The organism is Sphingomonas sp., assembly GCF_025353885.1.
Lineage (GTDB): Bacteria > Pseudomonadota > Alphaproteobacteria > Sphingomonadales > Sphingomonadaceae > Sphingomonas_O.
Genome location: NZ_JANXNX010000099.1, coordinates 1 through 24,273, shown reverse-complemented (window position 1 = coordinate 24,273; position 24,273 = coordinate 1). Strand labels below are relative to the sequence as shown.

The window sequence follows — 24,273 nt, the reverse complement described above, 5'->3', positions numbered from 1 at the left end:
GGCGGCTCGGTCGAGGATCTGTGGGCTTTCAACGAGGAGGTGGCGGTGCGCGCGGTTGCGGCCTGCACCATTCCGATTATTTCGGCGGTCGGGCATGAAACCGATATCAGCCTGTGCGATTTCGCCGCCGACGTGCGTGCGCCGACGCCGACGGCTGCAGCCGAAATGGCGGTTCCGGTGCGTAGCGAGCTGTTGGCATTCGTACGGGACCTCGCGAGCCGGACGCTGCGGTGCGCCCATCGCTATCACGATCATGGCGGAGAGCGGCTGCGTGCGCTCACGGCGCGGCTGCCGAAACCCGACGCCCTGCTGGGGCCGCAACGGCAACGGACCGATGACCTGGGGGGGCGGTTGCGGCGCGGGCTGGGGCACCGGCTGGCCGAGGCGCGCGGCGACGTTGCGCGGGCGAGCGGGGCGCTGCGTCCGGCCTTGTTGCAACACCGGCTGGCACGCGCGCACGAGCGGTTGGCCGGGGTTCGGCTGCACGTGCGGCTGGTCGAGCGACCGCTGGCGCAGGCGCGAGAACAGCTCGACCGGCTGTGGCGCGTGGCGCAGTCGCTCGATCCGAACAAGGTTCTCGAACGCGGCTATGCGCGGGTGGAAAAACGTGGTGGCGGGCTGGTGACGACTGTCGGCGCGGCGCAGGCGGCGGGAACGCTGACCCTGCATTTCGCCGATGGTCCCGTCGACGCGCGGGTTGAGAGGGCGGCGCGACCCGCCTATATCAAGCCACAACAGGCCGATCTGTTTTAAGCGGGCCAATTTTTTTGAAGGTCGACGATATGCTCATGTCCCCCGGCGGTCGCGTCGCAAAACTTCATTATGGACCGAACGGCTTTCGCCTTCTGGCTCAGGGCGACCATGTCGTGTGCGCGGTGAGTGGCGAGCGGATCCCGCTCGACGAGCTGCGCTACTGGAGCGTGGCGCGGCAGGAGCCTTATGCCACCCCCGAAATTTCGACCAGGGCCGCGCTGGCGAAATGAAGGTGATTCGTGGCGTGGCCGCGGTCGTCCTGATGGCGGTAGCGGGGTTTGGCAGCGCTGCCCCGGTTCTGGTGGTGGTTCCCGTTCGCGTCGAAACCGGGCTTTTCAGGATCGACCGTCCGGCGCGGCAGGGTGGCATGGTGCTCGGCACGGTTCCGGTCGGGACGGTCCGGCTGGTCAAGGACGGTGCCGACATCGCATTTGCGCACGACGGTCGTTTCCTGATCGCGTTCGGGCGTGACCACGCCACCGTCGCTATCCTCAGCGCGACCTTGGGCGATGGCCGAACCGTGACCGAGCGGCTGGCGGTAGCGCCGCGCGCGTGGCGGATCGAAAGCCTGCCGACTTTGCCGCACCACAGCCAGCCCGATGCCGAGTTCGAGGCGCGTCGCCCCGCCGAACTGGCACAGATCGACGCCGCACGGAGGGTGACCAGCGACAGCCAGGGGTGGCGACAGGCGTTCATCTGGCCCGCGCGAGGTCGGATCAGCGGTGTGTTCGGGTCGCAGCGAATCTACGCAGGACAACCGGGTGCGCCACACAATGGCGTCGACGTCGCCGGGGCCGTCGGGACGCCGGTGATCGCGCCCGCCGATGGAGTCGTCATACTGGCGGCAGCGAGTCCGTTCACGCTGGAGGGCAATCTGTTGATGATCGACCACGGCCTGGCACTGAACAGCGCGTTTTTGCACCTGTCTCGGATCGACGTGAAGGTCGGCGATCATGTCCGGCAGGGCCAGACGATCGGCGGAATCGGGCAGACCGGTCGCGCGACGGGGCCGCACCTGCACTGGGGACTGAAATGGCATGACGAACGAATCGATCCGCAAGATGTAGTCAAATAATTAGTTTCTCTTTGCAACTAGTGGCGGCTAATACTTACTTATCGTCGCGGCCATCAAGTAGATCGTAAAATTCGACAGAAAAAACCCGGTTCGTGTCGACTTCGAAGCGTTGTGCTGCAGAATAGTAACGTAAAGATGACAACCTGTTAATATCGCTCATGTCCAGCTTGCGAACGTGATCTGCCGATGGCTAGTCCGAGTCATTGTCGATCCGGCATTAAGATTATCGGTGCCGGTGGGGACTGCCGAAAACTCACCAACGCTGAACAACCCGTTCTGCGGGCTGTTCCGACGCAATGCGACAGCGACGACCGGACCGGGTGGGGAAGTTCCGTTCCAGATTTTGGAAGGTTCGTTGTTGCAGAGCTCGGCCAACTTTGCTGCCTTGCAAACGCGTGGGATCGATTTCGACATCGCCTATCGCAAGCAATTCGATTTTGGCACGGTCAACACTCACTTCGTCTACACGCACGTACTGCAGAATGATTCGTTCACCGACCCAGCACGGCCCGACTATGCTGACCGGACGCTGGGTGAGTTGGGCTATCCTAAGGACCAGTTCGTCTGGAACGTGAATCTGGCGATGGGTCCGTTCGAGTTCGGCTACAAGATGCGCTACATCGGTTCGCAGTTCACCGGTGCGGCCGAAAACGTGGTGTCGGTCCAGGGACGTCCTCCCGAAAACGAGGATTACTCGTCGCCGTCAAAGTCCCCGGCGGTTTTCCATCATGACCTGCAAATCGGCATCAACGTGGAAAAGAACTTCAACTTTTACATGGGCGTTGAGAACATCGCCGATAAAAAGCCACCACTCGGCTCGCTCGGCATCGGCGCTGGCTCGGGCATCCAGCGATCGGTGCCTTTTTTGTCAGGACAGCAGCAGCACGACCGTCAATCAGAAAATCCGTTTGACGCGGAACGCCGGGCGCGACTTTATGCTCATTTTGTAGCTAGCCAACACGCCGCGCTTGATGACCACCGGGTCGTTCGGTTTTGGGGCCAAGCCCAGCGGCGCGTCATCAGTTTGAGCCCAACCCGAACCGTCCTGCAGCGTTACACGCCAGGCGCCATAGGTTTCCTGCACGGCGCTAGCGATGATGCCGTCCTTTTGTGTGATCGCATTCTTGTCATCATTGTCGCCGGACATGAAGCCAAGGCTGGGCAGGCGCAGTCCGAACAGTGAAGAGCGCGCCTTGCGCACGCTGGCCTGATCGACAATGTAGAGGTCGTTGGTGGCGATTGCGGTCGTCAGTGTCGTGACGGCTGCATCGTAGCAAGACAGGCGAGCAACCTTGTCAGGCAGGTCGCGACATGCCGTCAGCGTCTTGATCGCCGCCGGGCTCTCCGCCGTATTGTTCCGGTCGCGGGCGGGGGCGACAACCGGTACGGCCAGGGCAATGGCCCCCACGATGCAGATCCGTCGTAGCATATTTCGACCCTTTCCTCGTCCAGCGCGCAGTTGCTAGATCAATCGCCATCCACCCCGCAAGTCCCGCCGATCTGCCGACTGTTGCCACGATGCAACATAGGTTCACAAAAACAACGCACTTCGCGGCGCGGCATTGCGTAAACAAACCTTCATATTCTACCAAGTTGCCATACACATCGATGATCAGCCGGTCATGGACGTGAACAAAGTGCGGCATCGTTGCCGATCAAAAGGGGAATATAATGACCAGCAATCTGTTCAGGACGCGCCTTCTCGCGACCTCGATGATCGCGGGCGTCGCGCTTGCTTCAACGCCAGCGCTCGCCCAGACGACAGCCGGCGCTCCTGCAACGCCGGAAGCCAGCGCGGCCGACGAAGGCCAGACGATCATCGTCACCGGTTCGCGTATCGCATCGCCCAACATGACTTCGATTGCGCCGGTTACTTCGGTCACGTCGCAGGACATCAAACTGAGCGGCACGAGCAAGGTCGAAGACCTGCTGAATTCGCTTCCGCAGGTGTTCGCATCGCAATCCTCGACACTGTCCAACGGTGCGACGGGAGCGGCAACGATCGATCTTCGCGGCCTCGGCTCGCAACGGACGCTCGTCCTGATCAACGGTCGTCGCTTGATGCCTGGCGATCCGTTCAGCTCGGCCGCTGACATCAACTTCATTCCTTCGTCGCTGATCAAGCGCATCGACGTCCTGACCGGCGGCGCCTCGGCAACCTATGGTGCAGACGCTGTCGCCGGTGTTGTCAACTTCATCATGGATACCGATTTCACCGGCTTCCGGATCGACGGCAATTATTCGGTTTACCAGCATACCAATCGCAGCGAAATCACGCCGCCCCTGCTGAACAAGCGCCAGGCGGCCGGCCTGACGGGTTACGGCTATCCGCAGGGTAACACCGTCGACGGCGGTACGATCGACGCGACGGTTTCGTTCGGCACCAAATTCGACGACGATCGCGGCCACATGACTGGCTATTTCGGTTATCGTAAGCAAAAGCCGGTTATCCAGTCGGAGCGTGACTACAGCGCCTGCACGATTCAGAACACCGCTGCATCGGTGGGCGGACGCCTTAACCCGGCGGCCCCCCTGCAATGTGGCGGTTCTGCGACTAATGCGCCGGGCAACGTGTTCTTCCATACCGCAGCGACCGCAACCTCGACAGTCGGAGCACTCGGACCAGGCACTCTCACCAAGGGCTCATTGGGTCGTTATAACTTTGCGCCAACCAACTATTTTCAGCGCCCCGACGAGCGTTACACGGCGGGCTTCTTTGCCGATTATGAAGTCAGTAAGGGCTTCCATCCTTACGCCGAGTTCATGTTCATGGACGATCAGACCAATGCCCAGATTGCGCCATCGGGTGATTTCGGCAACACGCTGACCATCAATTGCGACAACCCATTGTTGTCGGCCCAGCAAAAGACGCTGATCTGCCAGCCGAACAACTATATCGTCGGGACGCTCGGCACGTTCCCGCTGACGTCGGGATTGTACAATCAGATCAATGGAACGACCGGACCCCAGCCTGCGAAGCCCTTCTTCGATCCGATCACGGGCGCTCAATACAACCAGGCTTTCCTGCAATTGCTGCGTCGCAACGTCGAGGGCGGTTCGCGTAACAGCAACCTTCAGCATACGTCGTTCCGCGGATTGATCGGCGCAAGGGGCGAACTGGGATCCGCATGGTCTTATGACGCCTATTACCAGTATGGCCGTACAAACTACTCGCAGGTTTACAGCAACGAGTTCTCGGTTGCGCGTTTGCGCAATGCTCTCGACGTGGTGACCGGACCGGGTGGCGTACCGGCTTGCCGTTCGGCGCTCACCGGTTCTGATCCGAATTGCGTTCCTTACGATGTTTTCGGCGTAGCACCCTCTGCTGCGTCGGTTGCTTATCTCAGCGCAACGGGCTTCCAGAAAGGCCGGACTTCCGAGCAAGTCGCGAGTGCTTCGTTCAGCGGTAAGCTTGGTGAATATGGTATCCAGTCGCCATTGTCGGACACCGGCGTCAACATCAACGTCGGCTTCGAATATCGCAAGGAAGCCTTGGTTCTTCAGACCGACAATGCGTTCCAGACCGGTGATTTGACCGGCCAGGGCGGTGCAACCCTGCCCGTCTCCGGATCGTATAATGTCAAGGAGGTTTTCGGCGAGATCGTGGTTCCGATCGTTACCGACGGCTTTATCTACGACCTGAACTTCCAAGGCGGCTATCGCTATTCACACTACGAGATTTCGAACGGCGGCAAATTCAACACCCAGACCTATAAGCTGGGCCTCGATTTCGCTCCGATCAAGGATATTCGTTTCCGCGGCGGTTATAACCGGGCGGTTCGCGTTCCCAACATCCAGGAATTGTTCGCTCCGCAGACGGTCTCTTTGGACGGCGTGACCGATCCTTGCGCCGGGATTACGATTACGGCTGCCAATACCGGTTGTATTTCGCAGGGGCTGGCTATCGGTCAGACCGTCACGCCAAACCCTGCTGGTCAATATAACGGCTTCCAGGGCGGCAATCCCAATCTGCGGCCGGAAATTGCGACCACCAAAACGCTCGGCGTCATCCTTGCCCCGCGCTACATTCCCAACCTTTCGTTGTCGGTCGACTTCTTCGATATCAAAATCAAAAAGGCCATCCAGGGCTTTGGTGCCGATGCCATTCTGGCGGCGTGCACCAATGACAATAACCCGCTCGCTTGCGGATTGATCAAGCGCAATGCCGCAGGGTCGCTCTGGCTGTCGCCAGATGGCTTTGTCGTCGATCTGCAGCGCAACGTCGGTAGCGTGCAGACTCGCGGCTTCGAGTTCAACGGCAACTACTCGCACCAAGTTGGCGACGTCGGCACGGTCAGCGTAAACTTCGTCGGCACGCTGCTCGATAAATTCAGCACCGACAACGGGCTGACGCAGACTTACGACTGCGCCGGCTATTATGGACCGACTTGCGGTACGCCTGCTCCAAAATGGCGGCACAAGGCTCGCGTCAGCTTCTCGATGCCCAACGGCATCGGACTTTCAGGCCAGTGGCGCTATTTCGGTCCTGTCGACGTTGAGTACAAGAACTCGAGCACGACGCTTTCTGGTGACTATTACAACTTCGGTTCGAGGATTAAGTCGCAGAGCTATTTCGATCTCGCACTCAGCGCCAATATCATGGGCAAGTTCACTTGGCGCCTGGGCGTGAACAACCTGCTCGATCGTCAGCCACCGCTCGTCACGTCGGGCAGTGGAGCGTTCGGCGGAAGTGCCTGTGCTGGAACGTTCTGCAACGGTAACACCTATCCTGGCACATATGACTCGCTGGGCCGGTATCTCTACAGCGGCATATCGCTGGACTTCTAAGTCTGGTCTGACGAAGATAAAGGCGGCGGCTTTCAACGGGGCTGCCGCCTTTTTCGTTTTCCTATTGCATGGGGCTCGCGCGGTTGATGGCTGAAGTCATGGCGAACCCGAAAAGAACGATTGCCCTGATTGCGCAAAAGGCCGCGCAAGGCCGCTTCGACGAAGCCGCGACGATGGCTGAACAGGCGCTGCTCACCGATGGCGATGATCCCGTTCTGCATGCGCTGGCGGGTGCGATTGCGTTCCGGCGGGATGCGTTCGCCCAGGCTGTCCCGCATCTCCGCGAGGCTCATCGTCATTTCCCCGACGACCTGACCGTGCGCGCCAATCTTGCCGACGCGCTCCATCGGACAGGGGATGCAAGCGCAGCGCTCGCTTTGTGCGATGATCGCAGCGTTCAGAATGACCGCACCCTCCGACTCGGACGCCTTGGCGGCCATCTCGCGCAAGAGGCCGAGGATTTCGACCTTGCGCAAAAGCTGTACCGGATCGTCCTGTCGCGCAACGACAGCGACTGGTCCGCATGGAACAACCTCGGCAATTCACTTGGCGCACTCGGCCAATATGACGGTGCGGTAGAGGCGCTGCGGCGCGCAGCGGCGCTGGCCCCCGACTCGCCGCCGATCCAGCTCAACCTCGGCAACGTGCTAATCGATGCCGGGCACTTCGACGAGGGCGAGGGCGTGTTGGTTGCCGCGGCGGCGACGTTCGCGACCGACCCCGCGCCGTTGCTCGCGCTGTTCGGGCTATACCGGTTGCAGGGGCGCGAAGACGAGACCTATGACGCCATTGCGCAAGCGGCGGCCCGTGCGCCCGGCGTAGCGACGATCCAGTGCGACTGGGGACAGGAGGCCGCGCGCCGCAATCTGTATCAACCCGCAGAGGGCGCGTTCGAAGCGGCGCTGATATTGGAGCCGACGCTTGGCCCCGCCTATGTCGGGCTTGCCGCAGTCTATGAACGGATGAACCGCGAGGGCGAACTGGACGGGTTGCTGGATCGCGCCGCCCGCCACGGCGTCGACGAACGCAGCGCTTCGTTCATCAATGCGCTGCGGCTGAAGCGGGCTGGCGATATCGAGGGGGCATTTGCGGCGCTCGAGTTCGCGGGCGATGTCGTTGTGGCTGGGCGGCGCCTGCATCTGCGCGGGATCATGCTCGATCGACTGGGCCGTTACGACGAAGCGTTCGCAGCGTTCGAGGACATGAACGCCTTCTGGCGCGAGGACCCCTCACGCCCACTTGAACGAGCGCGCGAATATCGGGACAGCGTTGCCCAGTCCGAAGCCCTGCTGTCGAAGGAGTGGCTGGCGGGGTGGACACCGTTTGTCCCGAAGGCGGACCATCGCTCGCCGATATTTCTGGTGGGCTTCCCGCGATCGGGGACCACGCTGCTGGATACGATGCTGATGGCCGATCCGTTGGTCCAGGTGCTGGAGGAGGAAGCCTTTCTCGCTCAGATCGAGAATGATCTGGGCGGGTTTGCAGCGCTCGCCACCGCCGATGCCGACCAGCTGGAAAAGGCAAGGGATCGCTATTTCGAGAAGGTCGCCGAGGTCGTTGACCTGAAGCCAGACACCATCGTCGTCGACAAGCATCCGATGCACCTGAACAAGGTCGCGGTGATTCGCCGGTTATTCCCCGACGCACGGTTTCTGTTGGCGCTGCGTCATCCTTGCGATGTGCTGTTGAGCTGTTTCCTGACGAACTTCCGGCTGAACAATGCCATGGCGAATTTTATCGACCTCCAGGACGCTGCCACGCTGTACGACATGACCTTCCGGAACTGGGAGAAATCGCGGGAAACGTTCGCTCTGCCGGTCTCGACCATGGTTTATGAGCGGCTCGTTGAAGACCCTGAACGCGAACTAAAGCCAATCTTTGCGACGCTGGGCCTGTCGTGGCCGGACGACAAGCTCGATCACCGCGAAGCCGCCCGCGCCCGCGGAACGGTGGGCACCGCCAGCTACGCGCAGGTGACCGAGCCGATCTACAAACGCGCGTCGGGGCGCTGGCAACGATATGCCAGCCACCTGAAACCGATCTGCGAAACGATTGGGCCGTGGGTTGATCGGTTGGGCTATTCGCTCACCGACGATCGCATTCCGTCATGGGCCGACCGCGTCGGCTAGGACCTATTCCGAGCTCAACACCAGCCCGCCATCGCCCTCGTCGACCCGCACCGTGGTCCCGTCGGGCACATCCCCGCGCAGGATCGCGTCGGCCAGCAGGTCCTGCAGATATTTCTGCACCGCGCGCTTCAACGGTCGTGCGCCATAGACCGGGTCATATCCCACTCGCCCCAGCCAAGCCCGGGCGGCTTCGGTGAGCTCCAGCGTCACCTTGCGGTCAACCAGCAGCTTTTGAACGCGCGAGACCTGGATATCGACGATCGGCCCCATGTTCGCCTGTGACAAACGGTGGAACAGGATGATCTCGTCCAGTCGGTTCAGAAATTCGGGCCGGAAATGCCCGCGCACGATTTCCATGACCTGCGGCTCGACCGAGGCGACGGTCTGATCGTCAGGCAGATTGGCGATATACTGGCTGCCGAGGTTCGACGTCAGGATGATCAGCGTGTTGGTGAAATCGACCGTGCGCCCCTGTCCATCGGTCAGGCGGCCATCATCCAGAACCTGCAACAGCACGTTGAACACGTCGGGGTGCGCCTTTTCCACCTCATCGAACAGGATCACCTGATACGGGCGACGACGAACGGCTTCGGTCAGGACGCCGCCTTCCTCATAGCCAACATAGCCCGGAGGCGCACCGATCAGGCGGGCGACCGAGTGCTTCTCCATGAATTCGCTCATGTCGATGCGAACCATCGCCGAACCGTCGTCGAACAGAAATTCGGCGAGTGCCTTGGTCAATTCGGTCTTACCGACGCCCGTAGGTCCGAGGAACAGGAAACTGCCGAGCGGACGATTGGGATCCTGCAAACCCGCCCGCGCGCGACGAACGGCGGCGGAGACGGCCTTGATCGCGTCCTCCTGACCGATGACGCGCCTGCCGACAACGGATTCCATCGCGAGCAGTTTTTCGCGTTCGCCCTCCAGCATCCTTTCGACGGGGATACCTGTCCAGCGCGCGACGATGCCGGCGATATCGTTGGCGGTGACTTCCTCACGCAGCATCGCGCCCGCCGCTGCCCCTTCGGCTTCGGCGAGTTGCCTTTCCAGGCCGGGAATGGTGCCATATTGCAGTTCGCCCGCGCGACCGAGATCGCCCGCACGCTGCGCCTGTTCAAGCTGGATACGCGCGGTGTCGAGCAGCTCCTTGACCTTGGCCTCGGCATGGATTTTTTCTTTCTCGGCCTGCCAGCGGGTCGTCAACGCTGCGGACTGCTCCTCCAGATCCGCCTGATCGCGCCGGATATTGGCGAGGCGATCCTTCGATGCGGCATCGTTCTCCTTCTCCAGTGCCAGCGCCTCGATCTTCATCTGGATGATACGCCGGTCGAGGTTTTCGATTTCCTCGGGCTTGGACTCGACCTCCATCCGGAGGCGCGATGCCGCCTCGTCCATCAGGTCGATCGCCTTGTCGGGCAGGAACCGGTCGGTGATGTAGCGGTTGCTGAGCGTCGCTGCGGCCACGATCGCGGCATCGGTGATGCGCACGCCGTGGTGAAGTTCATATTTCTCCTTTAACCCGCGCAGGATCGAAACCGTGTCCTCGACGGTCGGCTCGCCAACGAATACCGGCTGAAACCGCCGTTGGAGCGCAGGGTCTTTCTCGACATGCTTGCGATATTCATCGAGCGTGGTCGCACCGATGCAGTGCAATTCACCGCGTGCCAGAGCAGGCTTCAACAGGTTCGACGCATCCATCGCGCCTTCGCCTTTGCCGGCACCAATCAGCGTGTGCATTTCGTCGATGAACAGGATGATCTGCCCCTCGGCCCCACGCACTTCGTCCAGCACGCCTTTCAGCCGCTCCTCGAATTCACCACGGTATTTCGCGCCCGCGATCAGGCTGCCCATGTCGAGCGCCATCAGGTCGCGGCCCTTGATGCCGTCGGGCACGTCGCCGTTGGCAATGCGCAGCGCGAGCCCCTCAGCGATGGCGGTCTTGCCGACGCCGGGTTCACCGATCAGGACGGGGTTGTTCTTGGTCCGGCGTGCGAGAATCTGGATCGTGCGGCGGATCTCCTCGTCGCGGCCGATGACCGGGTCCAGCTTGCCGTCGCGCGCCGCTTGGGTGAGGTTGCGGGCGAACTTTTTCAGCGCGTCATAGCGATCCTCCGAAGACGCAGTGTCCGCGGTTCGTCCACCGCGCAAGTCATTGATCGCGGTGTTCAGCGCGTCGGGTTTAAGGCCGGCCGCAGTCAGCGCCTTCCCCGCTGGGGTCGTCGTGGCCAACGTCAGCGCCAGCAGCAGGCGCTCGACGGTCACGTAGGAATCACCTGCCTTCTTGGCGACCTGCTCGGCACCGTCCAGCAACCGGACAAGGTCGTTATCTAGTCCGGGCGTCTGTTGCGCGCCGCCGCCCGATACCGCCGGATGCTTGGCCAATGCCGCATCGGTTTCGCGCGTCGCGATGCTCGGATCGGCCCCCGCCTTGCGCATCAGGCCGGACGCCATGCCCTCGCTGTCCTCGAGCAATGCCTTCAGCAAATGCTCGGGCGCAATGCGCTGATGGTTCATCCGTATGGCAACAGTTTGCGCCGACTGGAGAAAACCCTTGGCGCGGTCGGTGAAAAGTTCGAGGTTCATGGTCAATCCCTGATTTCGCTGCGCTCGATATGGTGTTGCTTATTTATCACACAAGGGGTTCGCAGTTGCAATAACATAGTCGTCACCCCGGCGCAGGCCGGGGCCTATACGGATTGACGAAAGATGCGCTCAATAGGCTGCTCGGTTCCAAATCGGAAACCCGTATAGGCGCCGGCCTGCGCCGGGGTGACAGTGATCGCTAATATTGCACCCGACCCGCCTCGCGCTTAAACATGATGCAAATCCGTTGTTTGCAGGATGCATATATGTCCTTTCGCCGTTCGCTCGTCGCGCTGCCGTTGTTGTTTGCCCCCCCTGCCTTTGCCGCTCCTGAATCAGCAAAGATCTCGGAGCTCGTTGCCCGGGTCAACATTCCCTACGACGCCTTCACCCTTCCCAACGGTCTGCGCGTGCTGGTCCACACCGACCGCAAGGCGCCCGTGGTGGCGGTGTCGGTCTGGTACCATGTCGGGTCGAAGGACGAGCCGGCGGGCAAGACGGGCTTTGCCCATTTGTTCGAGCATCTAATGTTCAACGGTTCGGAAAACGCTCCGGAGGATTTCTTCACGCCGCTGCAACAGATTGGCGCGACCGACTATAACGGGACGACCTATTTCGACCGCACCAATTATTTCGAAACCGTGCCGACCGGCGCGTTGCCGACCGCGCTCTTCCTGGAAAGCGACCGCATGGGCCACCTGCTCGGCGGAATTGACCAGGCCAAGCTGACGAACCAGCGCGGGGTCGTCCAGAATGAAAAGCGGCAGGGTGACAATTCGCCGTTCGGCCTGACCGAATATACCGTGCAGGCCACTCTGTTCCCCATGGGTCACCCTTATCATCACCCGACGATCGGATCGATGGACGACCTGAACGGGGCTAGCCTCGCCGACGTGAAGAACTGGTTTCGCGCCAAATACGGGCCGGATAATGCGGTGCTGGTTCTGGCCGGCGACATCGATGCAAAAACGGCGCGGCCGATGGTCGAGAAGTGGTTTGGCGATATCCCACGCGGTCCCGGCATCATGCGCGTGGTCGCGCCGATCCCGACGCTGGCCGCTCCGGTCACCAAGGTGCTGAAGGACAACGTCCCCTATACGCGCGTCGAGCGGCGCTGGACGGTGCCAGGCGTGAATGGTGCCGACACTACCGCGCTGTCGGTGGCGGCTTCGGTTTTGGGCGGCCTGTCGTCGAGTCGCCTCGACAATGCGCTGGTCCGGGGTGACCAGACCGCGATCAGTGTTTCGGCCGGGGTCGAGGCGCTGGAAGATGTCGGCGTGTTCACCGTAACTGCCAATGTCAAACCCGGGGCTGATCCGGTTGCGGTCGGCAAAAAGATGGATGCCGTCATCGCCGAGCTAGTCCAGGCTGGCCCCACTTCAGACGAGGTGCGGCGGGTCGCCACCCGTTCGATCTCGGGCACGATCGGGGGTTATGAATCGGTCGGCGGCTTTGGTGGCAAGGCGGTCGCCCTGGCCGAGGGGCTGGTTTATTCGAACGATCCCGGCAAGTATAAGAAGGACCTTGCCGAACTTGCGGCACAGACGCCCGAAACGGTGATAGTGGCGACCCGCAAATGGCTGACGCGTCCGGTGTTCAACCTGATCACGGAGCCGGGACCACGCGATACCTCGCCCGCCGCCATGGCACTGGCCGGTGATGCCGTGTCGGCTCCACCGGCTCCAGCGACCGTTGCCGTGGCGGCCAAGCCGTTCAAGCCCAACCGCATGGCCCCGCCGGTGGGTGCCTTTCCGCCGCTGAGATTCCCGGCCATCGAGCGTGCGACGCTTGCCAATGGTATCAAGGTGTATTTCGCGCGACAGACCGCGGTCCCGATCGTCCGCGTCTCAGTCAGCTTCGATGCGGGATCGGCGGCCGATCCTGCCGACGCACTGGGCCTCCAGTCGCTGACCATGGCATTGCTGGACGAGGGCACGAGGACGCGGAGTTCGGTCCAGATCGCCGAGGCGCAGGAACGTCTGGGTGCGACGATCTCGAGCGGTGGCGGCATCGATCGCAGTGGAGTCGGCCTTTACGCGCTGACCCCCAATCTCGCCGCGTCACTCGACCTGTTGGCCGATATTGTCCGCAATCCCGCCTTCGACCCGAAAGAAGTCGAGCGGCTGCGTAACCAGCAACTCGCCCGCATTTCTGCGCAATTGAGCCAGCCGGAGGGCATCGCCAGCTATGTGCTTCCGGCGAAAATCTATGGCAGCGCCTATCCCTACGGACGTCCGTCGAGCGGTTTTGGTGATGCAGCGAGCGTATCGAAGATCACGCGCGACACGATTGCCGGTTTCCATCACGACTGGATTTATGCTGGCAATGCAGCGATCTTCGTGGTCGGCGACACCGACATGGCGAGACTGAAGCCGTTGCTTGAAGCCAGCTTTGGCAATTGGCCGACCGACCGCATGGCGCGCCCCACCAAGTCGTTCGCCGCACCGATCCCCGCCAACGCCGCCACCCGGATCTATCTCGTCGATCGTCCCGGTTCGCCGCAGTCGGTAATCGCGGGCGGACAGGTGCTGGCTAACGAGGGCAGGGACGATGCCCTGATCGTATTGCGCCAGGCCAACGACGTGCTCGGCGGATCGTTCCTGTCACGGCTGAACACCGACCTGCGCGAAACGAAGGGCTGGTCCTACGGCGTGAATGCCACCCTCCCGTCGGTCGAGAATCGGGTTTCCTTTGCCATCGACGCACCGGTCCAGGCCGATCGCACCGGAGAATCGGTGGCTGCAATCATCGCCGACATCAAACGCTTCCTTGGCCCCAACGGGACCACGGGAGCCGAACTGGAACGCACGACCAACGGCAGCATCCGCGAATTGCCGGGCAATTTCGAGACGTCGGATGCGGTCCTCGCCGCGATGCAGCGGATTGTCTATTTCGGGCGCGCCGATAATTTCTACACGACGCTGGCGGAGCGTTATCGCACGATGACCGTTGCAGACTTCGACAAGGCGGCGCGTGCTGCTATTGATCCCGACAAGTTCGTTTTCGTCGTCGTCGGGGACGCGGCCCAGGTAAGGCCGCAACTCGCCAAACTCGGTTTGCCGGTCGAAATGGTTCAACTGCCGGCGGCGACGATCGCACCGGCCAAAAGGAGCAAATAAATGTCCAATGTCGACGGTAAATGGGATTGCGTGACGAAATCGCCGATGGGTGACCTGAAGACGGTGCTGACGGTGATCGCTGATGGTGACACCTTTACCGGGTCAAATTCGGGAGCGCAGGGGTCGATGGAAATCACCGATGGCAAGGTCGATGGCGACACGCTGACCTGGACGATGGATATGAAGGTGCCGATGCCGATGGTTCTGGAATGCACCGCCACGATCGACGGCGACACCCTGACCGGCGGCATCAAGGCGGGCGCTTTTGGCACATCGCCGATGTCGGGAACGCGCACGGCCTGACCGACGGTTTCTCGTGAGCCAGCGAATAATATTTCGCTGGCTCACGATGTTGGGGCACCAGCCTATTACTCATAGCACTTAGCGACTATCCCGGCATCGAACAGTTCAGGAGAGACCGCTTGGTTCGCTATCTCGCGCCCCGCACCCGTAAAGTCCGCATCCTTGCTACGCTTGGCCCCGCCAGCAACAGTCCCGAGATGATCGAGCGGCTGGCTCGCGCCGGTGCCGATGCCTTTCGCGTCAATATGAGCCATGGAACGCATGCCGACCATGCGCCGGTCATCGCAGCGATCCGCGCACTTGAAAAGACGCTGGGCCGCCCGACGACTATCCTTGCCGATCTGCAGGGACCGAAACTGCGCGTGGGGACGTTCCACGGGGGCAGGGCCGAATTGGCAACGGGGGCGATGTTCCGCCTGGACCGCGATGCAACGCCGGGTGACGCAACCCGCGTCTGCCTGCCCCACCGCGAGATCTTCGACGCCTTGGAAATCGGTGCGCGGCTGCTGCTGGACGACGGCAAACTGGTGCTGCGCGTCCTCGCCATGGCCGATGACCACGTCACGACCCGCGTCGAGGTCGGCGGCATGCTGTCGGATCGCAAGGGGCTGAACGTGCCCGACGTTGTGATCCCCATGACCGCGATGACCGAGAAGGACCACCGTGATCTCGCGTTCGCGCTGGACCAGGGAGTGGATTGGATCGCGCTGTCGTTCGTCCAGCGACCCGAGGACCTGGCCGAGGCGCGCAAGCTGATCGGCGGCAAGGCGTCGCTGCTGGCAAAGATCGAAAAGCCGGCGGCACTCGAACGGCTTGAGGAAATTGTCGAACTGTCCGACGCGGTGATGGTCGCGCGCGGCGACCTGGGCGTCGAACTGCCACCCGAAGCCGTGCCGCCCGCGCAAAAGCGCATTGTCGAGATTGCGCGGCGGATGGGGCGACCGGTCGTCGTCGCGACGCAGATGCTGGAATCGATGATCACCGCGCCGACCCCGACGCGCGCCGAAGTTTCCGATGTCGGCAATGCGATCTACGATGGCGCCGACGCGGTCATGCTGTCGGCCGAATCGGCAGCCGGCGCATGGCCGGTCGAATCGGTTGCCATGATGGACCGGATCGCGATGTCGGTCGAAGCGGATCCGAGTTTCACCGCACGTTTGCATTTCATGGAGACCAAGGCCGACGCGACGACCGCCGACGCGTTGGCCGACGCTGCGCGGGAAATTACGCAGACGGTCGGCGCGCGCACGATCATCTGTTTTACCATGTCGGGATCAACGGCCCGGCGGGTTTCGCGCGAACGCCCGGCAGTGCCGCTGCTGGTGCTGACACCCAAGCTCCAGACGGCACGCCGCCTCGGCCTGTCATGGGGCGTCCATGCGGTCAGCACGCGCGACATTGCCAGTTTCGAGGAGATGGTAGCAAAGGCCAAACGCATGGCGCTGCGCCACGGGCTGGCGGTCGGTGGTGAGCGGGTGATTGTGCTGGCGGGCGTGCCCTTTGGGACGCCGGGATCAACCAACGTCCTGCACGTGGTTCGCCTGACCGGCGACGAACTGAAGGGGCACCGCGACTGAGGCTTGTGCCCGCGCCCAAAGTGCTCCTTACCTTGGCTTTCGCCAAGATAACGGGTCAAATCGCTAAAAAGACCGACATGCCGACATCGAAACGCCAGCCCGCAGGGTTAGCCCTGGCGGGCCTTGAACCGGCGATTCGTCTTGTTGATGACATAGGTGCGCCCGCGACGGCGGATGACGCGATTGTCGCGGTGACGGCCCTTGAGGGACTTCAGCGAGTTGCGGATCTTCATGTGCGGGTGACTTTTCGGTAAAAAATTGTCTGGAAAATTGGAGCGCCGCGCCTACGGCTGAGGCGTGGCGAAGTCAAGACGAATGCGCCATGATTGCAACTCGTTCGTTATAGACCATATTGCCCGACCACAGGAGTAGCCCCATGCGTATCCCATCGATGATACTTGTTTCAACACTCGCGCTCGGCGGCTGCGCTGCCAGCATCCCGCCGGTGCAGGTTACGCGCTTCCACCTGGACGGGGCCATTGCACCGGGCACCATCGCGCTATCGCCGGCAATTGGCCTGGAACGCCAGACCTATGAGGCGGCGGTTACGCGTGAGTTGAACCGACTGGGCTTTGCCAACGCCGATTCGCCCAGCGCGCGTTATGTGGTCGCTGTCGATTTGCAGCGCGACGTCCGCGACGCCGGCCCGCGCCGTTCGCCCTTCTCGATCGGCCTTGGCGGCGGTGTCGGTGGCGGCGGTTATAGCGGCGGCGGAGTCGGGGTCGGTGGCGGCGTCAGCTTCCCGATCGGCAAGAAACGCAGCAGCGAATCCGTCTTCACGCGCATCTCGGTCCGGATTAGCGATCGCGCCAACGGCACAACCGTTTGGGAGGGTCGCGCCGACACGCAGGCCAGCTCGAACGCGCCGGCGTCGCAGCCGGGGCTGGCGGCGGACAAGCTTGCCGCGGCCCTGTTCCGTGACTTTCCGGGCGTCACGGGTCGTACGGTGACCGTTCAGTGACGATCGGCATCAGCAGCGATTTCGATGGCGGTAATATCACGGTCCTGAACGCCGATGGGCCGAAGTTCGATCTCGCGATTCGTCATGACAAGGATTCCGATTTCTACCAGTGGTTCTATTTCCGCGTCGAGGGCGCGGCAGGAGCGCCGCTTGAACTACGGATCACCAATTGCGGCGCGTCGGCCTATCCGCTGGGGTGGGAGAACTATCGCGCGCGGGTTAGCAACGATGGCGAGAATTGGACTTGCGCCGACACCAGCTATGCCGGTGGCGTCCTGACAATCCGGCATACCCCCGCCGGGGGCTGCGTCTGGTTTGCCTATTTTGCACCATTTTCCAATGAACGGCACCACGCGCTGGTCACGCGGATCGCCGCGCACGACCATGTCGAACATCGCGTGCTGGCCCAGACGCTCGACGGGCGACCGATCGACCTGCTGACCATTGGCAGCGGCAACCGCCAGATCTGGCTCTATGCGCGACAGCACCCCGGCGAGACGATGGCCGAATGGTGGATGGAGGGGGCACTGGACCTGCTGGTATCGGGCGATCCGGTCGCACAGAAACTGCTGGGCGAGGCAACTTTTTACGTCGTGCCGAACATGAATCCCGACGGCAGTGCGCGCGGCCATCTGCGGACCAACGGAGTCGGCGTGAACCTCAATCGCGAATGGCATGCACCGTCGCTCGAGCGCAGCCCCGAGGTGTGGCACGTCCGCGCCGCGATGGATGAAACGGGCGTCGATTTCGCCATGGACATTCACGGCGATGAAGCGATCCCCTATGTGTTCCTGGCTGGGTTCGATGGCATCCCATCATGGACGCAAGCGCAAGGCGATCTCTACACGCGCTTCGCCAGTGATCTCGCCGCCCGCACGGCCGATTTTCAGACTGAGCATGGCTATCCGGTGGCCGGCGCGCACAAGGCAAACTTATCGATGTCGACCAACCAGCTTGCCGAACGGTTCGGGGCGGTCAGTATGACGATGGAAATGCCGTTCAAGGACAATGACGACGCGCCCGATCTGCGCCACGGCTGGTCGCCCGAACGGTCGCGCCAGATGGGCCGTGACTGCTTAGCGGTGCTAGCGGGGATGATCGAAGACATTTGACACGGTGGACGGCGCGTCGATTGCCGATTACCGCAAACGGCAGCCCCAACGCAGGATAATGCCCTATGCCGACCCTCGTCCTCATCCGCCATGGCCAGTCCGCATGGAACCTCGAAAACCGTTTCACCGGATGGTGGGATGTAGACCTGACGGAAAAGGGTGTTGCCGAGGCATGGGCAGCGGGGGCGCTGATGAAGGCCAAGGGCCTTGATTTCGACCTGACTTTCACCAGTTTCCAGACCCGCGCGATCAAGACACTGAATCTGTCGCTGGAAGCGATGGGGCGGCTGTGGCTGCCGGTGGAAAAAGACTGGCGGCTGAACGAGCGGCATTATGGCGGCCTGACCGGTCTCGACAAAGCGGAAACCGCCGCGCTTCATGGCGCGGACCAGGTCAAGATCTGGCGGCGCAGCTTCGATATCCCGCCGCCCCTGGCCGAGGAGGGTAGCCCGTGGGATTTATCAAAGGACGTCCGCTATCACGGCGTTCCCATTCCGCAGACCGAAAGCCTGAAGGACACGATTGCTCGCGTGTTGCCCTATTGGGAAGCGCGGATCGCCCCTGAACTAAAGGCAGGCAAGCGCATCCTGATCTCGGCGCATGGCAATTCGTTGCGGGCGCTGGTCAAGCATCTGTCAGGCATTTCGGACGATGAGATTACGGGGCTGGAAATTCCCACCGGCCAGCCCATTGTCTATGAACTGGCCGACGACCTGACCGCGACCGACCGCTATTATCTTTCGGAGCGCTGAGCCGCCTTCGCTGCGTACATCCGTCCGTCGGCGCGGGCCAGCAGCGTCTCGACGGTATCCTCGGGCTTGACCATCGCCAGCCCCATCGACAGGCCGATCGTCAGTGACACCTGGCCCAGTTCGAGCGGGCTGGCCTGCAGCGCCGCCATCAGCGCCACCGCCTTGGCGGTCGCGCTGACCTCGTCCAGATGATCAAGCAGCAGGCCGAATTCATCGCCGCCGATCCGCGCCACCAGGTCGCCCGCGCGGACTTCGCTGCGCAACACGCTCGCCACATGGATCAGCGCCGCGTCGCCAGCACTATGGCCGTGGTGGTCGTTGATCGATTTCAGCCCATCGACATCGACAAAGACAACCGTCGCGACTTCGCCATAGCGGGCGACCTGACTGACCACCCGTTCGACCTGGCGCACAAAACAGCGGCGGTTAGGCAAGGGGGTGAGCGTATCCATGTCGGCAAGACGTTCAACCACGTCCAGCCGCAGGCGCAGCGCCGCCAGCTCGTTACGGAGCTCACGATTTTCGTCGACCAGTCGTGTAAATTTATCCTGCAAACTGCCCTCCCCCAGCCCCGGCATGAGATAGTCTATAATGCGCGACCATACGAGGTGACTCGTTGCTTAGCCGTGAACGCTTGATTAAGAGGCTTGGACTTCATGCCCGTTTCTTAGGGCAGCGGGGGATGAAGCGTGGGCGACAGCGCACCGTTGGTCGGCATTATCATGGGCAGCCAGTCCGATTGGGATACGATGATGGCCTGTGCCGAAACGCTTGATGCGCTCGGCGTGGCGTATGAAACGCGCATCGTATCTGCCCATCGCACGCCCGAACGGCTGTTCGATTATGCCAAGGGCGCGGTGGATCGCGGCCTGGAGATCATCGTCGCAGGCGCGGGCGGGGCGGCGCATTTGCCCGGCATGGCGGCGTCGCTGACGCGGCTGCCGGTGCTGGGCGTCCCCATCGAATCGAAATCGCTCAAAGGCATCGATAGCCTGTTGTCGATCGTCCAGATGCCCGGCGGCGTGCCGGTCGGAACGCTGGCGATCGGCCGGCCTGGTGCCATCAATGCCGGGTTGCTGGCCGCATCGATCCTGGCGCTGTCGGACGACGCGCTGGCGGCGCGGGTGGAGGCATGGCGCAGCACCCAGACCGCAAGCGTGGCGCAAAGCCCCGCATGAAGATTTTGGCGCCCGGTTCGACCATCGGGATCATCGGCGGCGGCCAGCTTGGACGGATGCTGGCGATTGCCGCCGCCCAGCTCGGATATCGCTCGCATATCTACAGCCCGGAGCTGAGCGGTCCGGCTGCCGACGTCGCGCCGCGCTGGACGCAAGGGGCCTATGATGACGTCGTCGCTCTGGCCGCGTTTGCTGCGGAAATCCACGTCGCGACCTATGAATTCGAGAATGTCGACGCGGACCCGCTGGAGGCGCTGGCCGCGCGCGTGCCCTTGCATCCACCGCTGGCCGCATTGCGAATCGCGCAGGATCGCGTGGCCGAAAAAACCTTTGCCGCCGCGCAGGGCGCAGTCACGGCAGCATGGACCGAGGTCAATTCGCGCGCCGACCTGGACCGCGCCATCGCCGCGATCGGCACCCCGGCCATCCTGAAGACCACGCGCTTTGGCTATGATGGCAAGGGCCAGTCGCGGCTTGCTTCGTCCGCCGACGCCGACGCTGCCTATGACGCCATCGACCGCAGCCCGGCCATTCTTGAGGCGCTGGTCGCGTTCGACCATGAATATTCGGTGATCGTCGCACGCGGGCAGGACGGCTTATCGGGCGTGTGGGACGCCCCCGAGAACGTCCATGTCGACGGCATCCTTGCCACGTCGACCATTCCGCCGCACCCTGACATCGTCGCACAGCTCGACGAGGCAAAGGCCATTGCCACCCGCCTCGCCGATGCGCTCGATTATGTTGGCGTCATGGCAGTAGAATTCTTTGCCAGCGCCGAGGGACCGGTCTTTAACGAGATGGCCCCGCGCGTCCACAACAGCGGCCACTGGACGATCGAGGGCGCGGTCGCGTCGCAATTCGAAAACCATATCCGCGCCGTCTGTGGCCTGCCGCTGGGCGACACGTCGCTCGTCGCCCCGCAGGTTGTCATGCAGAATCTGATCGGTGCCGACGTGGTGCGCTGGCCCGAACTCTTCGCGCAAACCGGCGCGCACGTCCATCTTTACGGCAAGCACGAGGCACCGCCCGGACGAAAGATGGGCCATGTCACGCGCATTTCGGGAAACAGGGTGGTTGAGACTGGCGCGTCTCTCCCCTAGAGCCGCGCTTCGATTTTCAATGCGGGGATTTTAATGAGCGACCTTATCCAAGCCGACCAGTTGCGTCTTTTCATCGAACGGATCGAGCGGCTCGAAGAAGAAAAAAAGGGCATCAGCGACGACATTCGCGACGTCTATTCAGAGAGCAAGGGCTCGGGCTATGATACCAAGATCATGCGCGCCATCGTTCGTTTGCGCCGCATGGAAAAGAATGACCGCGACGAAATGGACGCGCTGCTGGAAACCTATCGCGACGCGCTGGGTCTGGCTTGAGCGTCAGGCGTCGGTTGTAACAACATAGGGGAGGCGCTGCGTGGCAGGCCATTCGAAGTTCAAGAACATCATGCATCGCAAAGGTGCACAGGACAAGAAACGCTCGGCGGCGTTTTCGAAACTGAGCCGCGAAATCACCGTCGCGGCAAAGTCCGGCCTCCCCGATCCCGACATGAATGCGCGCCTGCGTTCCGCGATCATCGCGGCGCGGGCACAATCGATGCCGAACGACAATATCCAGCGTGCCGTCTTGAAGGCCAGCGGAACGGACGGCGAGAATTATGAGGAAATCCGTTACGAGGGCTTCGGTCCCGGTGGCGTCTCGCTGATCGTCGATGCGCTGACCGACAATCGCAATCGCACCGCCACCAATGTGCGGCTGGCGTTTTCAAAGAACGGGGGCAATCTCGGCGCGGGTGGCTCGGTCAGCCATGCCTTCGACCGGCTCGGCCTGGTTTCATACCCGGCCAAAGCAGGCGATCCCGACACCGTGTTCGAAGCCGCCCTGGAAGCGGGCGCGCAGGATGTGTCGTCCAGCGAGGACGGTCATGAAATCTGGACCGACATCGGCGACCTTCACGACGTCGCCAAGGCACTGGAGGCAACGCTCGGCGAGGGCGAGGGGGCAAAGCTCGCCTGGCGTCCCCAGGTCATGGTCACCGTGGACGAAAAGGATGCGGCCAATTTGATGAAGCTGCTCGATGCCCTGGACGAGGACGACGACGTCCAGACGGCGTGGGGTAATTATGACGTGCCCGATGAAGTCATGGAACGCCTTCAGTAATTTTCACCGTTAAAGCAGGGATTTCGGAGCCAGCATGATCATCCTCGGCATCGACCCCGGCCTCGGCACCACCGGCTGGGGCATCATCGTCTCCGACGGCAACCGGCTGGCGCATATCGGCAATGGCCGGATCAGGACCGATGCCGCGCTCCCACTGGCACAACGGCTGGCGATCCTTGGTGAAGCACTGAACGAGATCGTCGTCGCCAATGCCGCGCGCAACGCCGCGATGGAGGAGGTGTTCGTCAACAAAAATGCTCAGTCCACGCTGAAGCTGGCACAGGCGCGCGGGATGCTGCTGGGCTGCCTCGGCTTCAAACAGATTCTCGTTGGCGAATATGCCCCGCGGCTGGTCAAGCAGGCCGTGACCGGAACCGGCGTCGCCGAAAAAATTCAGGTCCATGCGATGGTCAAGCGGCTGTTGCCTGGCGTCAGGATCGACGGGGCCGACGCTGCGGATGCGCTGGCGGTGGCGATCACTCACGCGCATCATCTGGCGAGCGCGCGGCGTCTGAAAGGCTGACGCTGCTCGACTCCCGCCACCAACCGGCTAGGGAACAGCCATGATCGCCCGCCTTTCCGGAACACTTGCCGAAGCCGCGCTCGACCATGCGGTCATCGATGTCGCCGGCGTCGGGTATCTGGTGCAGGCATCGGCGCGCACGCTGAACGTCATCGGTCCCGTCGGCGGAAGCGTTATGCTATATACCGAGATGCAGGTCCGCGAGGATTCGCTGACGCTTTTCGCCTTTGGCACCAACAGTGAGCGGGAATGGTTCCGCCTGCTGACCGGGGTGCAGGGGGTCGGTGGTCGGGTCGCGCTGAGCATATTGTCGGTGCTCGACGCTGACGAGCTCAGCCGTGCCATCGCCAGCGCCGACGCCGCGATGGTCGCCCGTGCGAATGGCGTTGGGCCAAAGCTTGCTGGCCGTATCGTCAACGAATTGAAGGGCAAGGTCGGCGGTATCGCGCTGGGCGCGCCGGGCGTCGTCGCTGTCGCAGGGGCGGCCAGCGATGCGGTATCGGCGCTCATCAATCTGGGTTTCCGCCCCGCTGAGGCAACGCTGGCGGTGGCAAAGGCGGACGAGGAGCTCGGCGCGGGTGCCACGCTCGACGCGCTGGTTCGGGTGGCGCTGAAAAGAGCCTCGCGCGCCTGACAGGCTTGTGACTTGCCGCGGTCATCCTTGCGGCCTAGCCATGTCCTGCTTGTTAACGGAGGATGACATGAAGAAGCTTCTGTTGGCGGTCGGCGTATTTGCGCTGGTCGCTCCTGATATCGCACTGGCTCAACAACAACAACAGTCCGAACGCTCCCGCGAGGGTGCGACACGGCCCATGCGCCCCGGCGCGGGCGGTCCGCAGGTCCAGCCACCGCGGCCCGGTGCGGGGGGGGCCCAGATCCAGCCGCCCCGCCCCGTGGGACCACAGCCACCGCGCCCGCCACGTCCCGGCAACGGTGGCCCGCAAATCCAGCCGCCGCGTCCCGGCAATGGCGTTCGTCCACGCCCGCCGCGCCCGCCACGCCCGATTGTCCTGCCCGGTCGCCCGCATCGCCCCGGTGCTGGTCGTCCGCATGGCTTCCGCCCAATCCACGGCCCGTCGTTCCGCTATCCGCATGGCTATCGCTATCGCCGCTGGACCGTCGGCCTGCTGCTGCCGAGCCTGTTCCTGTCCACCACCTATTATTACAACAATTACGCCGCATTGGGCGTCGGCCCGCCGCCCCCCGGCTATCGCTGGGTGCGCTATGGTCCCGACCTGCTGCTGGTCCAGCGCGGCAGCGGAC

22 protein-coding genes are annotated in these 24,273 nt (G+C 62.5%); 19 read left to right on the top strand and 3 right to left on the bottom strand.

Translation table 11 applies throughout. From position 1 onward, the window contains the following. The 6 genes from Q0R02_RS10640 to Q0R02_RS10615 all read left to right on the top strand — a co-directional run. Window positions 1-753, top strand: a 753-nt coding sequence (locus Q0R02_RS10640) for an exodeoxyribonuclease VII large subunit (protein ID WP_293883323.1), incomplete at its 5' end; no start/stop codon positions are given. A 29-nt stretch (window positions 754-782) separates the two neighbouring features. Continuing rightward, entirely contained in the window at window positions 783-983 is a 201-nt protein-coding gene (locus tag Q0R02_RS10635; RefSeq protein ID WP_293883321.1) for a DUF2093 domain-containing protein, read from the top strand. A 5-nt stretch (window positions 984-988) separates the two neighbouring features. After that, window positions 989-1,828 (top strand): M23 family metallopeptidase, encoded by an 840-nt coding sequence (locus Q0R02_RS10630; RefSeq protein ID WP_293883329.1) that lies wholly within the window; start codon window positions 989-991, stop codon window positions 1,826-1,828. A 229-nt stretch (window positions 1,829-2,057) separates the two neighbouring features. After that, window positions 2,058-3,011 (top strand): TonB-dependent receptor, encoded by a 954-nt coding sequence (locus Q0R02_RS10625; RefSeq protein WP_293883319.1) that lies wholly within the window; start codon window positions 2,058-2,060, stop codon window positions 3,009-3,011. 488 nt (window positions 3,012-3,499) lie between these two features. Continuing rightward, window positions 3,500-6,616 (top strand): TonB-dependent siderophore receptor, encoded by a 3,117-nt coding sequence (locus Q0R02_RS10620; protein WP_293883317.1) that lies wholly within the window; start codon window positions 3,500-3,502, stop codon window positions 6,614-6,616. A gap of 86 nt (window positions 6,617-6,702) precedes the next feature. Further along, entirely contained in the window at window positions 6,703-8,745 is a 2,043-nt protein-coding gene (locus tag Q0R02_RS10615; RefSeq protein WP_293883315.1) for a tetratricopeptide repeat-containing sulfotransferase family protein, read from the top strand. A gap of 3 nt (window positions 8,746-8,748) precedes the next feature. On the opposite strand, the gene clpB is transcribed toward Q0R02_RS10615, so the two are convergent. Beyond that, window positions 8,749-11,328, bottom strand: coding sequence for an ATP-dependent chaperone ClpB (gene clpB / locus Q0R02_RS10610; protein ID WP_293883313.1), 2,580 nt, complete (start codon window positions 11,326-11,328; stop codon window positions 8,749-8,751). A 266-nt stretch (window positions 11,329-11,594) separates the two neighbouring features. On the opposite strand from clpB, the gene Q0R02_RS10605 reads away from it, so the two are divergent. The 3 genes from Q0R02_RS10605 (at window position 11,595) to pyk (ending at window position 16,327) form a co-directional block, all read left to right on the top strand. Next, window positions 11,595-14,447, top strand: coding sequence for a pitrilysin family protein (locus Q0R02_RS10605; RefSeq protein WP_293883310.1), 2,853 nt, complete (start codon window positions 11,595-11,597; stop codon window positions 14,445-14,447). Next, entirely contained in the window at window positions 14,448-14,750 is a 303-nt protein-coding gene (locus Q0R02_RS10600; RefSeq protein WP_293883307.1) for a hypothetical protein, read from the top strand. It begins immediately after the preceding gene. A gap of 119 nt (window positions 14,751-14,869) precedes the next feature. Then, window positions 14,870-16,327: a pyruvate kinase gene (gene pyk, locus Q0R02_RS10595; RefSeq protein WP_293883305.1), complete on the top strand. Its 1,458-nt coding sequence runs from the start codon at window positions 14,870-14,872 to the stop codon at window positions 16,325-16,327. A 107-nt stretch (window positions 16,328-16,434) separates the two neighbouring features. Here pyk and ykgO read toward each other — a convergent pair whose 3' ends face one another. Beyond that, window positions 16,435-16,560 carry a type B 50S ribosomal protein L36 gene (gene ykgO, locus Q0R02_RS10590; RefSeq protein ID WP_004210176.1) on the bottom strand — a complete coding sequence of 42 codons (126 nt, stop codon included), beginning with the start codon at window positions 16,558-16,560 and terminating at the stop codon, window positions 16,435-16,437. Window positions 16,561-16,703: 143 nt separating this feature from the next. Between ykgO and Q0R02_RS10585 the strand changes: the two genes are divergently transcribed. The 3 genes from Q0R02_RS10585 (at window position 16,704) to gpmA (ending at window position 19,152) form a co-directional block, all read left to right on the top strand. Continuing rightward, window positions 16,704-17,288: a DUF4136 domain-containing protein gene (locus tag Q0R02_RS10585; RefSeq protein ID WP_293883300.1), complete on the top strand. Its 585-nt coding sequence runs from the start codon at window positions 16,704-16,706 to the stop codon at window positions 17,286-17,288. Then, window positions 17,285-18,400: a M14-type cytosolic carboxypeptidase gene (locus Q0R02_RS10580; RefSeq protein ID WP_293883297.1), complete on the top strand. Its 1,116-nt coding sequence runs from the start codon at window positions 17,285-17,287 to the stop codon at window positions 18,398-18,400. The genes Q0R02_RS10585 and Q0R02_RS10580 overlap by 4 nt, the downstream gene beginning before the upstream one ends. A 65-nt stretch (window positions 18,401-18,465) precedes the next feature. After that, window positions 18,466-19,152 (top strand): 2,3-diphosphoglycerate-dependent phosphoglycerate mutase, encoded by a 687-nt coding sequence (gpmA, locus tag Q0R02_RS10575; protein ID WP_293883295.1) that lies wholly within the window; start codon window positions 18,466-18,468, stop codon window positions 19,150-19,152. Here gpmA and Q0R02_RS10570 read toward each other — a convergent pair. Next, a complete protein-coding gene (locus Q0R02_RS10570; protein ID WP_293883293.1) occupies window positions 19,134-19,730 on the bottom strand; it encodes a GGDEF domain-containing protein in 597 nt (198 codons plus the stop codon). The genes gpmA and Q0R02_RS10570 overlap by 19 nt on opposite strands. 144 nt (window positions 19,731-19,874) lie before the next feature. On the opposite strand from Q0R02_RS10570, the gene purE reads away from it, so the two are divergent. The 7 genes from purE to Q0R02_RS10535 form a co-directional block, all read left to right on the top strand. Continuing rightward, window positions 19,875-20,330 carry a 5-(carboxyamino)imidazole ribonucleotide mutase gene (gene purE / locus Q0R02_RS10565; protein ID WP_293883327.1) on the top strand — a complete coding sequence of 152 codons (456 nt, stop codon included), beginning with the start codon at window positions 19,875-19,877 and terminating at the stop codon, window positions 20,328-20,330. Then, window positions 20,327-21,430 (top strand): 5-(carboxyamino)imidazole ribonucleotide synthase, encoded by a 1,104-nt coding sequence (locus tag Q0R02_RS10560; protein ID WP_293883325.1) that lies wholly within the window; start codon window positions 20,327-20,329, stop codon window positions 21,428-21,430. Before purE ends, Q0R02_RS10560 begins: the two co-directional genes overlap by 4 nt. Window positions 21,431-21,463: 33 nt before the next feature. After that, entirely contained in the window at window positions 21,464-21,703 is a 240-nt protein-coding gene (locus tag Q0R02_RS10555) for a DUF2312 domain-containing protein (protein WP_293883291.1), read from the top strand. 40 nt (window positions 21,704-21,743) lie between these two features. Continuing rightward, window positions 21,744-22,487 carry a YebC/PmpR family DNA-binding transcriptional regulator gene (locus Q0R02_RS10550; protein WP_293883289.1) on the top strand — a complete coding sequence of 248 codons (744 nt, stop codon included), beginning with the start codon at window positions 21,744-21,746 and terminating at the stop codon, window positions 22,485-22,487. A gap of 34 nt (window positions 22,488-22,521) precedes the next feature. Continuing rightward, a complete protein-coding gene (gene ruvC / locus Q0R02_RS10545) occupies window positions 22,522-23,010 on the top strand; it encodes a crossover junction endodeoxyribonuclease RuvC (RefSeq protein ID WP_293883287.1) in 489 nt (162 codons plus the stop codon). 40 nt (window positions 23,011-23,050) lie between these two features. Beyond that, the gene (ruvA, locus tag Q0R02_RS10540) at window positions 23,051-23,644 is read left to right on the top strand and encodes a Holliday junction branch migration protein RuvA (RefSeq protein ID WP_293883285.1); all 594 of its coding nucleotides are present in this window, start codon (window positions 23,051-23,053) and stop codon (window positions 23,642-23,644) included. Window positions 23,645-23,711: 67 nt separating this feature from the next. Then, window positions 23,712-24,273 (top strand): RcnB family protein (locus Q0R02_RS10535; protein WP_293883282.1); only part of this gene is annotated, 562 nt, incomplete at its 3' end.

What these genes read in the sequence shown, in the direction of transcription:
- Q0R02_RS10585 (WP_293883300.1), top strand. Translation starts at nt 16,704, where the DNA reads ATGCGTATCCCATCGATGATACTTGTTTCAACACTCGCGCTCGGCGGC.
- ruvC (WP_293883287.1), top strand. Translation starts at nt 22,522, where the DNA reads ATGATCATCCTCGGCATCGACCCCGGCCTCGGCACCACCGGCTGGGGC.
- clpB (WP_293883313.1), bottom strand. Translation starts at nt 11,328, where the DNA reads ATGAACCTCGAACTTTTCACCGACCGCGCCAAGGGTTTTCTCCAGTCG.
- Q0R02_RS10570 (WP_293883293.1), bottom strand. Translation starts at nt 19,730, where the DNA reads ATGCCGGGGCTGGGGGAGGGCAGTTTGCAGGATAAATTTACACGACTG.
- Q0R02_RS10605 (WP_293883310.1), top strand. Translation starts at nt 11,595, where the DNA reads ATGTCCTTTCGCCGTTCGCTCGTCGCGCTGCCGTTGTTGTTTGCCCCC.
- Q0R02_RS10555 (WP_293883291.1), top strand. Translation starts at nt 21,464, where the DNA reads ATGAGCGACCTTATCCAAGCCGACCAGTTGCGTCTTTTCATCGAACGG.
- gpmA (WP_293883295.1), top strand. Translation starts at nt 18,466, where the DNA reads ATGCCGACCCTCGTCCTCATCCGCCATGGCCAGTCCGCATGGAACCTC.
- ruvA (WP_293883285.1), top strand. Translation starts at nt 23,051, where the DNA reads ATGATCGCCCGCCTTTCCGGAACACTTGCCGAAGCCGCGCTCGACCAT.
- purE (WP_293883327.1), top strand. Translation starts at nt 19,875, where the DNA reads ATGGGCAGCCAGTCCGATTGGGATACGATGATGGCCTGTGCCGAAACG.
- Q0R02_RS10615 (WP_293883315.1), top strand. Translation starts at nt 6,703, where the DNA reads ATGGCTGAAGTCATGGCGAACCCGAAAAGAACGATTGCCCTGATTGCG.
- Q0R02_RS10620 (WP_293883317.1), top strand. Translation starts at nt 3,500, where the DNA reads ATGACCAGCAATCTGTTCAGGACGCGCCTTCTCGCGACCTCGATGATC.
- Q0R02_RS10600 (WP_293883307.1), top strand. Translation starts at nt 14,448, where the DNA reads ATGTCCAATGTCGACGGTAAATGGGATTGCGTGACGAAATCGCCGATG.
- Q0R02_RS10560 (WP_293883325.1), top strand. Translation starts at nt 20,327, where the DNA reads ATGAAGATTTTGGCGCCCGGTTCGACCATCGGGATCATCGGCGGCGGC.
- Q0R02_RS10635 (WP_293883321.1), top strand. Translation starts at nt 783, where the DNA reads ATGCTCATGTCCCCCGGCGGTCGCGTCGCAAAACTTCATTATGGACCG.
- ykgO (WP_004210176.1), bottom strand. Translation starts at nt 16,560, where the DNA reads ATGAAGATCCGCAACTCGCTGAAGTCCCTCAAGGGCCGTCACCGCGAC.